The organism is Roseateles sp. (assembly GCF_036486225.1).
In the GTDB taxonomy this organism is placed as follows: Bacteria; Pseudomonadota; Gammaproteobacteria; order Burkholderiales; family Burkholderiaceae_C; genus Roseateles.
Genome location: NZ_DASVNZ010000396.1, coordinates 1 through 12,253, shown reverse-complemented (window position 1 = coordinate 12,253; position 12,253 = coordinate 1). Strand labels below are relative to the sequence as shown.

Here is a 12,253-nt window from a genome sequence, read left to right as displayed (position 1 = left end):
CACAGGCGCGCGCTGCGCCGCCAGGCCCAGCCGGCGGCGGCGCCGGCCAGCCACGCGAACATGGTCACGTGCAGGCCGCTGACGCTGAGCAGATGCGACACGCCGGCGTCGCGGTACAGCCCCCAGTCGGCGGCATTCACCGCGCCTTGATCGCCGAGGCTCAGCGCGGCGAGCACGCCGGCACCGCGACGGTCGCGCCGCTCGCTCAATTGCAGGTCGATCGCGTCGCGCATCGCTTGTCGCAAGGCGTCGACGCTGAAGCCGCCGTACGCCAACCGCTCCTGTCCCTTGCTGCGACAGCTGCCGGCGGCGGGCAGGTCCTGGTCGAGCATCCACAGCGCCTGATCGAAGCCGTGCGGGTTCATGAGGCCATGCGGGCGGCGCAGCTTGACGTCCAGGCGCCACCGCTCGCCGGCGCGCGGCGGAAGCGGCATCTGATAGCAGGACAACAGCACGCGCGGCGGTGCACCGTCGCCGACGGCGGTCGGATCGACGTCGAGGATGAAGCGCCAGCCCTCGACGCCGCCGATGCCGGACGTGCGCTGGGGAAGGCTGTCGACGCGACCGGTGAGCGTCATGACCTGGCCCTCCTGCTCGACCGAGGGCATACCGCTCAGGCGCGCCTCGGCCCGCGCCGCGGTGAGGCCGAAGCCGGCGAGCGCGGCGAGCATCGACCAGGCCAGCCACTGGAGCTTCGCCTGGCGTGCGAACGGCAAGGTCATCGTCAACGCCAGCGTCACGACGGCCACGGTCCAGGCCCGCCAGGCGGCGGGACCGGGCAGTTCCGGCAGCAGATGGACCAGCCCCATGCCGAGCAGGGCCGCTAGCGGGACGAGTGTCCAGCCCCATGCCGGGGTGTAGGATTCCCGGCGATTTTTTCCACTTCCGCGCAGATCCTCATGAGCACTTCCGTCTACGACCGCCTGACCCAGCTCGGCATCGAACTTCCCCCGGTGGCGGCGCCCGCCGCGGCCTACGTGCCGTTCGTCCGCACGGGCAACCTCGTGTTCCTGTCCGGTCATATCGCGAAGAAGGACGGCAAGCCCTGGGTGGGCCAGCTGGGCAAGGACACCGACACCCAGACCGGCCAGCAGGCCGCGCGGGCGATCGCCATCGACCTGCTGGGCACGCTGCACGCGGCGGTCGGCGACCTGAACAAGGTCAAGCGCGTCGTGAAGCTGATGAGCCTGGTCAACAGCACCGGCGACTTCACCGAGCAGCACCTGGTGACCAACGGCGCGTCCGAGCTGATCGGCGAGGTCTTCGGCCCCGAGAAGGGCGCGCATGCGCGCAGCGCCTTCGGCGTGGCGCAGATCCCGCTGGGCGCCTGCGTCGAGATCGAGCTGATCGCCGAGATCGCCGACTGATGCGCGCCCTGACCGCTTCGCGCGTGCTGGCTTTCAGCGCGCTGGTCTCGCTCGCCGCCGTGGCGGCGGCCCTGGTGGCGCAGTACCAGTTCGGCGTCAAGCCGTGCCCGTGGTGCGTCATGCAACGGGGCATCTTCCTGCTGATCGCCGCGGTCAGCGCGCTGGGCTGGGTGCTGCAGCGCGTCGGGTTCGTGCGCGTGCTGGCGCTGCTGCTGTCGGGCGCGCTGGGCGTGGCAGGCCTGTTCGCCGCGGGTTACCAGCACGAGGTCGCCTCCAAGCTGGCCAGCTGCGACATGACCTTCGCGGACCGCGTGCTGACGATGTTCAAGCTGGAAGATCGGATCCCGAGCATCTTCATGGTCACGGCCAATTGCAGCGAAGCGTCCGCGTATTCGCTGCTCGGTCTGCCTTATGAGATCTGGAGCGGCGCCCTGTTCACCCTGATCGCGCTGCTGTGTCTGCTGACGCTCAAGCGCGGAGCGGTGCATCGTCGGTGAGACGTGCGCCGATGTCTTTGAGATCGATCAACCTGTCGGGAGAACCTTCATGAAACGAGTCACTGGCATTGGCGGCATCTTCTTCAACGCCAAGGATCCTGCGGTCCTGCGCGATTGGTACAAGACGCATCTGGGCGTCGACGTCCAGGCGTGGGGCGGCGCGGCGTTCACGTGGACGGACGACGCGGGCCAGCCCACGGGCGGCTCGACGATCTGGTCCATCGGCGCAGCCGAGGGCGGCGACGGCTTCGGGCCGAACAAGGCGCCCTTCATGATCAACTACCGCGTGGCGGATCTCGCGGCGCTGCTGAAGGCGCTGCGCGACGAGGGCTGCAACGTGCTCGAGAAGAGCGACGACTCCGAGTACGGCAAGTTCGGCTGGGTCATCGACCCGGAAGGCAACAAGGTCGAGCTGTGGGAGCCGCCAGTGGGACAGTGAGAACAGCCGGCTGACGCCGACGGATTCCATCGCCGCTCAGAAATTCAACTGCCCAGGCCGGATGCCCAGCGCATTCGCAATCCGCTCCCGCGACGAGCGCCGCTGGCGTCCACTCGCCTCCAGCTGCGCATACGCGCCCTGCGTGATCCCGAGCCGATCCGCGACGACCTGCTGCGTGAGTCCCAAGTGCGTGCGCCACGCCTTCGCGCCGGTCATGTTCTCGTTGAACACGAGCTGCGCAACGGCGTCAGGAATCAGATCGCCCACAGCCTCGAAGTGCCGCACGAACTCGTCATAGGGGAGCACGACGAATGCGGGCGTTCCGTCGGCGCCGAGGATGGTCTGGAAATCAATAGGTTTGTTCATCGCGCTTCTTCACTTCCTCGATGGAGACGATCCTGACCTCGACCGCGAAATCGAAGAACACGCGGTAGTCCCCGACTCGCAGCCGATAGGCATACGGATGGTTCATCAGTCGTTTGACGTTGCGCGCAGCCTTGAGGTCAGCCAGTTCGATGACGACGGCGCCGGCAATCGCCTTCACCGCATCGCGTGGCAACTTCAACATCTGCCGCATTGCCTTCTCGGTCCAGTTGATGCGATTCATGGATGCTATACGTTTCGATTAGTTTTTTCGAGGCTAATCTGATGTCCGTAGAGCAGCGTTGATATCCATCAACATTGGATTTCTGTTCCCTCCCATGCGGGAGAGAACGGGGGAGCAGGTGTGTTGGAAGCGCGCTGAAAGCCACCCTCATTGGGGCCAGGTCACCTCCCCGTCACACCCTCCCGGCAGCATCGCGGGCTTCGCCCCTTTGTCCTCTTCTCGATCTCGCCGGGAGACCCGCATGGACCGCCGCCGCTTCCTCCACGCCAGCAGCCTTCTGGGCGGCGCCTCGCTGCTGACCTTGCCCGGCGCACGGGCGCAGGCCCCCGCCGTCATCACGCGCGACGCGATGCGGCCGCAGATGCCGCACGGCATCCAGTCCGGCGATCCGATCGCCGACGGCGCCATCGTCTGGACCCGCGGCGACCGGCCGAGCCGCCTCTGGCTCGAGTGGTCCACCACCGCCAGCTTCGCCAACCTGCAGCGCGTGCGCGGGCCCCATCTGCTCGAGGACTCCGACTTCACCGGCCGCATCGACCTGCGCGGCCTGCCCGCCGGCCAGGAGATCTTCTATCGCGTCGTCCTGCAGGACCTGCACAACGAACGCGTCCTGTCCGGGCCCGTCGCCGGGCATCTGCGTCTGCCCGCCGCACCAGGAACGAAAGCCCCACGCGATGTCCGCTTCGCCTGGAGCGGCGACACCTGCGGCCAGGGCTGGGGCATCAACGAGTCATGGGGCGGCATGAAGATCTATGAGCAGATCCGCCGCATCAATCCCGACTTCTTCCTGCACAGCGGCGACACCATCTACGCCGACAGCCCCATCCCCGCGGAGATCAAGCTGCCCGACGGCTCGCTCTGGCGCAACCTCGTCACCGAGCAGACCAGCAAGGTCGCCGAGACGCTCGACGAGTACCGTGGCCGCTACCGCTACAACCTGATGGACGCCAACGTCCGCCGCATGTCGGCCGACGTGCCGCAGATCTGGCAGTGGGACGACCACGAGGTCACCAACAACTACTCCGACAGCAAGGACCTCTCCGGCGACGCCCGCTACACCGAGAAGAACATCCCGCTGCTCGTCGCTCGCGCCACCAAGGCCTTCCAGGAATACGCGCCGATGCGCCGTTTCGGCGACGCCGAGGGCGAACGCATCTACCGCCACCTGCCGCAGGGGCCGCTGCTCGACGTCTTCGTCGTCGACATGCGCAGCTACCGCGGCCCCAACAGCGCCAACCTCCAGACGGAAGAGAACGCCGAGAGCGCCTTCATGGGCCGCCCGCAGATCGCGTGGCTGCTCGAGGGGCTGAAGCGTTCGAAGGCGGTATGGAAGGTCATCGCCGCCGACATGCCGATCGGCCTGCACGTCAACGACGGCAAGGATGCCGAGGGCCGCGACAAGTGGGAGGCCATCGCCAACGGCGACGACGGCGCGCCGCGCGGCCGCGAGCTGGAGATCGCGCGCCTGCTCAGCGAGATCAAACGCCACCAGCTGCACAACATCGTCTGGCTCACCGCCGACGTGCACTACACCGCGGCGCACTTCTTCGATCCCGCCAAGGCGAAGCACACCGACTTCCTGCCCTTCTGGGAATTCGTGTCCGGTCCGTTGCACGCCGGCGGCTTCGGCCCGAACAAGGCCGACGGCACCTTCGGCATGCAGGTCGCGTATCAGAAGGGTCCGGGCATTGCCAACGCCGCGCCGGCGCCCGACACGCAGTTCTTCGGCCAGGTCGACATCGACGCCAGGACCCGCGCGATGACCGTCACCCTGAAGGATCTGGAGGGCTCGACCCTCTACAAGAAGGTCCTGGAGCCCCAGCGCGCCTGATCCCTCAGACCCGCTCCATCACGCGCAGCACGCCCTGCATCGGCGGCAGCTGCGCCACCATCGACACGAGGTCGCGGATGCTCTCGGTCGCCGTCTTCGCCCGCACGCTCGCGATCTGCGTGCGCACGGTCGAGATGGCCACGCCGTGGCGCTGGGCGATCTCCTGAGGCTGCAGCCCCGAACAGAGCGATTGCAGCACCTGCAGCTCCGCCGCCGTCAGCTGGTGTTCGCGCGCGAAGGCCAGCATCGGCAGTTCCCCGCACAGGTTGCGCTTGCCCAGCACCACCATCGCCTGCGACGGCCGCCCCTGCCCGTCCTGCAGCGGCAGCACCGACAGCGACAGCCGTCCCGGTCCGCGTCCCAGGCAGATGAGATGGCGCAGCCCGCGCTGCACGTCGGCCAGCGCGCTTTCCAGTCGCAATTGGTCGTTGCGCTGCGACGCGATCAGTTGACCGTCGACGATCTGCAGCGGCGAGGTCTCGTCGAGCTGCCGCCGCGCAGTGCTGTTGGCATAGAGCAGTTGTCCCTCGGCGGCGACGAGACAGACCCCGAGGTCGATCTCCTCCAGCGCATGGCGCCACCACCGATCCGGCGATCCCCGCCGGCGTTCCGGCCCGCGATAGGACATGAGCCGGCCCAACTCCGGGGTCCTCCCCAGCATTCCATCCATATCAGCCTCCCTGGTGGGCGTGCGTGGAACGCGGCCCTCGACTTGCTCACGGTCTTGTCGCCGTTGTGGGTGCGTGGGGCCTCACCGGGATGTTAGGAGAACGTCAGGGTCTTGCGTAGGGGAACTTGACGGACGGCGCCCCCTAGGGTTGGGGGAACAGGCCATGTCGGATTCCGCGGCGATATTCCGGGAGGGGCCCGATCGCGGAGAAACCCCTATCCATCGGGGCCATCGTTGGCTCATGGTCGGCCCACGATGGTGCGTCAGGCCATGAAGCCGAGGTCCGCCCCGCCGAAATTGCCGATGTTGGGCAGCACCGTCTTCAACTCGGAAGGCGGCACGCCCATCCACAGCGCCAGCGTCGAGGCGAGCTGGTCCACCGAGGTCGTCGGCAACAACCGGCCCTGTCCGACGTCGTCCGGCCCGTTCACGCTCACCGACGGCGCCGTGCCGTAGAAACGTCCGCCCTTGACCGCGCCGCCCATCACCAGATGATGCGAACCCCAGCCGTGATCGGTGCCGTCGCCGTTGCTGCTGAGCGTGCGGCCGAAGTCCGACGCGGTGAACGCGGTCACCTTGTCCGCCATGCCGAGTTCCTGCAGCGCCTTGTCGAAGCTGGCCAGCGCGCCGCCCACCTGCTGCATCAGCACGGGGTGGCGCGTCGTCAGGTTGTCGTGGAGGTCGAAACCGCCCACCGACACGAAGAACACCTGCCGCGTCGTCCCGAGCAAGGCGCGCGCCGCGATCAGCCGCGCCACCATGCGCAGCTGCTGCGCGAGCGCGTCGGTCGCGAAGGCCGTCGACATCGCCGCGCCGCCCGCCAGCGCGCCGGTCAGCGTCGACTGCAGGTCGATGGAGCGCGCGGTGACACGGTTGAGTTCGCTCTCCATCGGATGGGCGCGGTCCTCGGTGATCAGCGATTTCATCAGGTTGGCGCAGGCCGACGAGCCGAACAGCGAGTTGCCGATGCCCGTGATCGCCTGCTTGCCGCTGACGCCCATCTGGTACTGGAAGGCGCTGTCGCCGGCCTGGAAGATGGCGTTGCCCGAGACGTTGATGCAGGTCAGCGCCGAGCGTCCGTTGGACGACAGCATCAGGTCGGCCATGCGGCCGCCCCAGCCGGTGCGCGCGCCTTCGACGTTGGACGACTGCCAGAGGCTGGACTGGTCGTTGTGCGAGAACAGCTTGGGCGGCAGCGGCACGGCGCCGGCCTTGTACTGGGCGAGCGTGGTCGGCGCCATCAGCGTGCCGATGTTGAGCATGACCGCGAGCCGGCCGGCGTCGAAGACCGGCTTGACCGCCGACAGGCCCGGCGCCAGCGCCATCTCCCGGCCGTCGGGCAGGGCGATCGTCGGCGACAGCGCCGTGGCCGCGAGCGCGTCGCGGCCGATCGCCAGCGTCGGCCGGATCGCCGAGTAGGCCTGGTGACCCGCGACGTCGTACGGGATCACGGTGTTGCCGTAGTCGTTGCCGCCGTAGAGGAACACGCACACCAGCGCCTTGTAGTCGCCGCCGGCGGTGGCGGCCGCGGCGTCGCCGATCGCCCCCAGCTGCAACGCCCAGGGCGCGGCCGTCGCGGCCACGGACGCCGCCGAGGCGCGCTTGAGGAACTCGCGACGATGCAGCGAGGAAAGCTTGGACACATGAGCCATGAACGGTCTCCGGTGACGGCCGCGCGATCGGCGCGGCGTCGGGTCATTTCTGAACTTGGTATTCGGGGCAGGCCAGCAGCAGCATCCAGCCCGCGCGGGCGCGGTTGAGCCTGCCGGCGTCGGTCGTCGCCGCGATCGTCCCGACCGCGGTCGCGATGCGCTGCTGCGTCGCGTCCGACACGCCGCCGCCGCCCAGCAGCAAGGCCTGGCGCGCCACCATCGCGCGCGCATCGGCGGCGAGCGCCACGTCGGCGCTGAAGTCCGCCTTCGCGTCGCCCTGCCCGTCGGTCAGCAGCTTCTGCATGAAGTTGAGATAACCGGTGACCGTCACCTCGTTGACCAGCTGGAACTCCGGCGCCGTCACGCCCGCCGCCGTCATCGACGAGCTCGGCGGGACATACCCCGGGCGGAAGAAGTTGAAGACCGACGGACTGAAGAACGGGCTCTGGCCCAGCCGGTTTTCCGCGTCGGTGGTCTCGAAGATGCTCCACTGCCCCGCCGACGTCAGGCCGACGTTGCGCGCCACCTGGACGAAACGCAGCACCGGCTCGCGCAGCTTGCCGGAGTTGGTGGCGCCGCCTTCGGTCAGGCGCGCCTCGGGATCGAGCAGCACCGCGCGCAGCACGGCCTTGAGATCGCCGCGCACGCCCTGCCCGTTGTCGTTGAACACCTGCGCGACGCGCTGCACATAGGCGGGACTCGGGTTCGAGCAGACGAAACGCTGGATGAGTTGCCGGCCGAAGAACGGGCCGACGTTCGGATGATTCGCCAGCGTGTCCAGCGCCTGGCGCAACGCCGTGGGGCCGTCGACACCGGCGGCGATCGTCGCGCCCAGCACCGTCTTCGCGCCGGTGGAGAAGTTGCTGGCGTTGTGCACCATCGGGCGGCGCATCACGCCGTACTCGGGGCTGCCGCTGTTGCCGGCGGTGTCGAAGTCCCAGCCTGTGAAGGCGCGCGCCATCTGCGTGACCACCGTCTGGTCGTAGGTCTCGACCGGACGGCCGCCGCTGGTCTGCACCGTGCCGTCGAGGTTCAGCTTCACCAGGCCGATGGTGAACAGCTGCATCACCTCGCGGGCGAAGTTCTCGTCAGGCTGCCGGCCCTTGCCGTCTTCCTTCTTGCTGCCCCGCATCGCCAGGTAGGCGCCCATCGCCGGCGACAACGTCACCGCCTCCAGCAGGCCGCGGAAGGTGCCGAAGGCGTTCTCCTCCAGCAGGTCGGCGTAGGCGGTCATCGTCATGGTCCGCCACGGGAAATCGAAGCCCAGCGCCGAGACGACGAAGATCTCCGACAGCGCCAGCACCATGCGCTGGCGCAACTGGTCCGGCGAGCTGATGAACTTGCGCCAGACGGAGTTGTAGAAGCCGTTGTAGTAGAAATACTTGTTGGCCTCGATCGTGTAGCCGTTGCGGACCACCCAGTCCCAATGGGACTCGGTGCGCGGCGCGAGGAACTGCAGGTCCAGCCAGGCGTTGTAGCCGACGGACTTCAGCGTGGCGATGTCGGCCTCGCTCGCGGCGAAGCCGGCCTGCGCGAGGAAGCGTGCGGCCTGGGCATCGTTGGGCAAGGGGAGCGCGGCACCGACGGCCGGAGCGGGCGACGGGGCCGGCTCGGGTGCGGGGGCAGGTCCAGGCGCCGGCGCCGGACCAGGCGCTGGGGCCGGTGCAGGCGAAGGTGCGGGAGCGGGCGTGCCGTCGGGCGTCGGCGCGGAGCCGGACGGGGCGGCCGGCGAATCGCCGCCGCCTCCCCCGCCGCCACAGGCGCTGAGGGCAGCGGCGGCAGCCGTGACGGCTGCGGAAGACCAGGGGAAACGGAACATGGTGGGTGTGCGTCGGTACTGCTGACGGCCGCGACTCTAGAGAGTCCCGCACTCGAAATCAGCATCCGATCCGCAACAGCGGAAAGGGCCGGAAACGCATCCGGTTACCGTGCCGTTCGACCTCGACAGCCGCCCGTTTGACTCGTGATCATCGGCACTCGCGTCGATCGCCCGGTACTTCTTCCGGTGCCGTCGAACGACTCGTGCGACATCTCACAGCGCGACACCCCGATCGCGCCGACGCGTTCGAGACGCGTCCTTTCCCCACGCTGCCCTTCCCCCTCGCCGACTTCGCCCGATGTAATTGGCCGGAACAAACCGGCCAGTCCCGACGATCGCCGACGAGATGTTCGAAATCAGGCCGCAAAAAGCCCGAGGTCTTTCTGGGTGAAGTTCACGATCCCCGGAAGGATGCTCGGCAGGTCGGTCGCCGGCACGCCCATCCAGAGCGCCAGCGTCGCGGCCAGCTGGTCGACCGAGGTGGTCGGCAACAACCGGCCCTGACCGACGTCGTCGGGTCCGTTGACGGCGACCGTCGGTGCCGTGCCGTAGAAGCGGCCGCCCTTCACCGCGCCGCCCATCACCAGGTGATGGCTGCCCCAGCCGTGGTCGGAGCCGTCGCCGTTGGAGCTCAGCGTGCGGCCGAAATCGGAGGCGGTGAAGGTCGTGACGTTCGGGGCCACGCCGAGCTCGACGAGCGCGGCGTCGAAGCTGGCCATCGCGCTGGCGACGTTGCCCAGCAGCACCGGCTGCTGCGACATCAGGTTGTCGTGCAGGTCGAAGCCGCCGATCGAGACGAAGTACACCTGCCGCTTCACGCCCAGCGAGGCGCGGGCGCCGATCAGGCGGGCCACCGTCTGCAGCTGCGAAGCCAGGCCGTTGCCGTTGGTCTCGAACGGCGTCTGCAGCGTGGTGGTGGCCAGGGCGGTGGTGACCGTGCCCTGCGCGTTGACCGAGCGCGCGGTGACGCGGTTCAGTTCCTGCTCCATCCAGTGCTGGCGCTCGCCGGTGATCATGCCGCGCAGCGCTTCGGCGCAGGCGGCCGAGCCGAACAGCGAGCGGTTCGCGCCGTTGATGGCGACGGCGCCGCCGGCGCTCATCTGGTACTGCACCGCCTGGCCGCCCGACATGAACACGGCGTTGCCGGAGACGTTGATGCAGCTGAAGGTCGCGTTGCCGTTGCTGGACAGGAACTGGTCAGCGAGGCGGCCGCCCCAGCCCGAGGTCGCGCCTTCCGGCCGGGACGACTGCCAGAGGCTGGACTGGTCGTTGTGGGAGAACAGCTTGGGCGGCAGCGGCACGTTGGCGGCCTTGTACTGGGCCACGGTCGTCGGCTGCATCAGCGGACCGATGTTGAGCATCACCCCGAGCCGGCCGGCGTCGAAGACCGGCTTGAGGCGGTTCATCGTCGGCGCGAGCGCCAGCTGGCGGCCGTCGGGCAGCGCCAGGGACGGCGTCAGCGCCGTGGCGGCGAGCTGGTCGCGCGGGATCGCCAGGGCCTGGCGGATGTTCGCGTAGGCCTGGTAGTTCGCCGTGTCGTAGGGGATGACGGTGTTGCCGTAGTCGTTGCCGCCGTACATGAACAGGCAGACGATGGCCTTGTAGTCGTTGGGCGCGGCGGCCGCGGCGGCTTCACCGATGGTGGCCAGTTGCAGCGCCCAGGGCGCGGCCGTGCCGGCGATGGACACCGCCGAGGCGCGCTTGAGGAATTCGCGACGGCGCAGCGCGGGAAGCTTGGAGAGGTGGGTCATGGTCGGCACTCCGCTCGGCGGGTTATTTCTGGACCTGGTATTCGGGCGCTGCCAGCACCATCAGCCAGGAGGCCTTGACGCGGTTCAGCTTGTTGGCATCGGTGTCGGACTTGATCGTGGCGACGGCGGTGGCGATCGTGGTGATCGTCGCTTCCGAGATGTCGCCGCCGGCCATCAGCTGCGCCTGGCGCCGCACCAGCGCGGGGGCGTCGGCGGCCAGCGCCAGATCGGCGGCATAGTCGGGCTTCATGTCGCCGATGCCGTTGCCGATCAGGCCCTGCATGAAGTTCAGGTAGCCGGCGACGGTGCTCTCGTTGCAGAGCTGGAACTCGGGCGCGGTCACGTTGTTGGTGCCCAGCTGCGAGTTGGGCGGCACGTAGCCGGGCCGGAAGAAGTTGAAGACCGAGCCGCTGCGCATCGGGCTCTGGCCCAGGCGCGACGAGGGATTGCTGGTGTCGCCGATGGCCCAGAGGTCGCCGGGCGATCCCATGCCGACGGTGCGCGCCCACTGGATCATGCGCTGCAGCGGCTCGCGCAGCTTGCCGCCGCCGGGCGCGGTCGAACGCTGGCGGGCTTCGGTGTCGAGCAGGATCGCGCGGATCACGGCGCGCATGTCGCCGCGCACGCCCTTGCCGTTGTTGTCGAACACGGCGGCGACGCGCTGCACGTAGGCGGGGCTCGGATTCGAGGCCACCAGGCGCTGGATCAGCTGCCGGCCGATGAAGGGGCCGACGTTGGGATGCGCGCTCAGCGTGTCCAGCGCCACCTTCATCGCGGCGGCGCCGTCGGCGGTCGCGGGGACGACGGCGTCCAGCACCTTCTTCTCGCCGGTGGAGAAGCGCGAGGCGTTCTGCCGCATCGGGCGCTTCATGTAGCTGAAGTCCAGGCCGTTCACGTCGGCGGAATCGATGTCGAAGTCCCAGCCCGTGAACACGCGCGCCAGGTCGGTGATCTGCTGCAGCGTGTAGGTGTCGACGGTCTTGCCGTTGACCATCTTGGGCGTGCCGTCGGCGTTGAGCTGGTTCAGGCCGATGGTGAACAGCTGCATCACCTCGCGGGCGTAGTTCTCGTCGGGCTGGCGACCGGTCTTGGCGTCTTCCTTGCGGTTGCCGCGCATGGCCAGGTACACGCCCATCGCGGGGGACAGCGTGACGCCCTCGATCAGTTCACGGAAGGTGCCGAAGCAGCGCTCCTCGAGCATGTCGACGTAGCCGGCGGTGGCGAACTGCGGCCATGCGATCGGCAGGCCGTTCATCGACACGACGAAGATCTCCGACAGCGCCAGCACCACGCGCTGACGCAGTTGGTCGGGCGAGGCGATCAGCTTGCGCCACAGCGTCGCGTCGACGCCGTCCAGGCTGTAGCGGTTGGCCTCGGCGCCCTTGCCCTTGGCCACGAGCCAGTCGTAGTGGCTCTGCGTGCGCGGGGCGTCGAACTGCTGTTCCAGCCAACGCGCGACGCCGGCCGTCTTCACGTTGGTCAGATCCGCCGCGCTGGCGGCGAAACCGGCCTGACCGAGGAAGCGCGCCGCTTCGGGCTCGGTCGTGGGCACGTTGGTCTGGGGATCGCTGTCGGGGCCGGCGGCGCTGTCGCCTCCGCCGCCGCCGCAGGCCGCGAGCA

The 12,253-nt window shown here is 68.7% G+C and carries 12 protein-coding genes; 4 read left to right on the top strand and 8 right to left on the bottom strand.

All coding sequences use genetic code 11. The features are described from left to right. Positions 1–809: ComEC/Rec2 family competence protein (locus tag VF536_RS25895; RefSeq protein ID WP_331617833.1), on the bottom strand; the 809-nt coding region annotated here is incomplete at its 3' end. A 90-nt stretch (positions 810–899) separates the two neighbouring features. Here VF536_RS25895 and VF536_RS25890 point away from each other — a divergent pair. Genes VF536_RS25890 through VF536_RS25880 form a run of 3 tightly spaced genes read left to right on the top strand, consistent with a single transcriptional unit; the run spans position 900 to position 2,303 of the window. Continuing rightward, positions 900–1,367 (top strand): RidA family protein, encoded by a 468-nt coding sequence (locus VF536_RS25890; RefSeq protein ID WP_331617832.1) that lies wholly within the window; start codon positions 900–902, stop codon positions 1,365–1,367. Beyond that, a complete protein-coding gene (locus VF536_RS25885; RefSeq protein WP_331617831.1) occupies positions 1,367–1,864 on the top strand; it encodes a disulfide bond formation protein B in 498 nt (165 codons plus the stop codon). Before VF536_RS25890 ends, VF536_RS25885 begins: the two co-directional genes overlap by 1 nt. Before the next feature lie 49 nt (positions 1,865–1,913). After that, on the top strand, positions 1,914–2,303 hold the full coding sequence (locus VF536_RS25880; RefSeq protein WP_331617830.1) for a VOC family protein: 390 nt from the start codon (positions 1,914–1,916) through the stop codon (positions 2,301–2,303). Between the two features lie 36 nt (positions 2,304–2,339). Here the strand turns inward: VF536_RS25880 and VF536_RS25875 are convergent, their stop codons facing one another. Together VF536_RS25875 and VF536_RS25870 are read right to left on the bottom strand one after the other, a co-directional pair. After that, positions 2,340–2,669 (bottom strand): helix-turn-helix transcriptional regulator, encoded by a 330-nt coding sequence (locus VF536_RS25875; RefSeq protein WP_331617829.1) that lies wholly within the window; start codon positions 2,667–2,669, stop codon positions 2,340–2,342. Further along, on the bottom strand, positions 2,653–2,910 hold the full coding sequence (locus tag VF536_RS25870; RefSeq protein ID WP_331617828.1) for a type II toxin-antitoxin system RelE/ParE family toxin: 258 nt from the start codon (positions 2,908–2,910) through the stop codon (positions 2,653–2,655). The genes VF536_RS25875 and VF536_RS25870 overlap by 17 nt, the downstream gene beginning before the upstream one ends. A gap of 241 nt (positions 2,911–3,151) precedes the next feature. Here VF536_RS25870 and VF536_RS25865 point away from each other — a divergent pair, with 241 nt between their 5' ends. After that, positions 3,152–4,741: an alkaline phosphatase D family protein gene (locus tag VF536_RS25865; protein ID WP_331617827.1), complete on the top strand. Its 1,590-nt coding sequence runs from the start codon at positions 3,152–3,154 to the stop codon at positions 4,739–4,741. Positions 4,742–4,745: 4 nt separating this feature from the next. On the opposite strand, the gene VF536_RS25860 is transcribed toward VF536_RS25865, so the two are convergent. From VF536_RS25860 to VF536_RS25840, 5 genes are all read right to left on the bottom strand, one after another. Then, positions 4,746–5,369, bottom strand: coding sequence for a helix-turn-helix transcriptional regulator (locus tag VF536_RS25860; protein ID WP_331617826.1), 624 nt, complete (start codon positions 5,367–5,369; stop codon positions 4,746–4,748). A 305-nt stretch (positions 5,370–5,674) separates the two neighbouring features. After that, a complete protein-coding gene (locus VF536_RS25855; RefSeq protein WP_331617825.1) occupies positions 5,675–7,063 on the bottom strand; it encodes a DUF1501 domain-containing protein in 1,389 nt (462 codons plus the stop codon). A gap of 43 nt (positions 7,064–7,106) precedes the next feature. Beyond that, the gene (locus VF536_RS25850; RefSeq protein ID WP_331617824.1) at positions 7,107–8,630 is read right to left on the bottom strand and encodes a DUF1800 domain-containing protein; all 1,524 of its coding nucleotides are present in this window, start codon (positions 8,628–8,630) and stop codon (positions 7,107–7,109) included. A 608-nt stretch (positions 8,631–9,238) separates the two neighbouring features. Then, positions 9,239–10,633, bottom strand: coding sequence for a DUF1501 domain-containing protein (locus VF536_RS25845; RefSeq protein WP_331617823.1), 1,395 nt, complete (start codon positions 10,631–10,633; stop codon positions 9,239–9,241). Between the two features lie 22 nt (positions 10,634–10,655). After that, on the bottom strand, positions 10,656–12,253 hold a 1,598-nt coding region (locus tag VF536_RS25840), incomplete at its 5' end, for a DUF1800 domain-containing protein (RefSeq protein WP_331617822.1).

Bases quoted from the DNA above. Each gene is read 5' to 3' on its own strand.
- VF536_RS25890 (WP_331617832.1), top strand. From the start codon at position 900: ATGAGCACTTCCGTCTACGACCGCCTGACCCAGCTCGGCATCGAACTT.
- VF536_RS25885 (WP_331617831.1), top strand. From the start codon at position 1,367: ATGCGCGCCCTGACCGCTTCGCGCGTGCTGGCTTTCAGCGCGCTGGTC.
- VF536_RS25880 (WP_331617830.1), top strand. From the start codon at position 1,914: ATGAAACGAGTCACTGGCATTGGCGGCATCTTCTTCAACGCCAAGGAT.
- VF536_RS25875 (WP_331617829.1), bottom strand. From the start codon at position 2,669: ATGAACAAACCTATTGATTTCCAGACCATCCTCGGCGCCGACGGAACG.
- VF536_RS25870 (WP_331617828.1), bottom strand. From the start codon at position 2,910: ATGAATCGCATCAACTGGACCGAGAAGGCAATGCGGCAGATGTTGAAG.
- VF536_RS25865 (WP_331617827.1), top strand. From the start codon at position 3,152: ATGGACCGCCGCCGCTTCCTCCACGCCAGCAGCCTTCTGGGCGGCGCC.
- VF536_RS25860 (WP_331617826.1), bottom strand. From the start codon at position 5,369: ATGTCCTATCGCGGGCCGGAACGCCGGCGGGGATCGCCGGATCGGTGG.
- VF536_RS25855 (WP_331617825.1), bottom strand. From the start codon at position 7,063: ATGGCTCATGTGTCCAAGCTTTCCTCGCTGCATCGTCGCGAGTTCCTC.
- VF536_RS25845 (WP_331617823.1), bottom strand. From the start codon at position 10,633: ATGACCCACCTCTCCAAGCTTCCCGCGCTGCGCCGTCGCGAATTCCTC.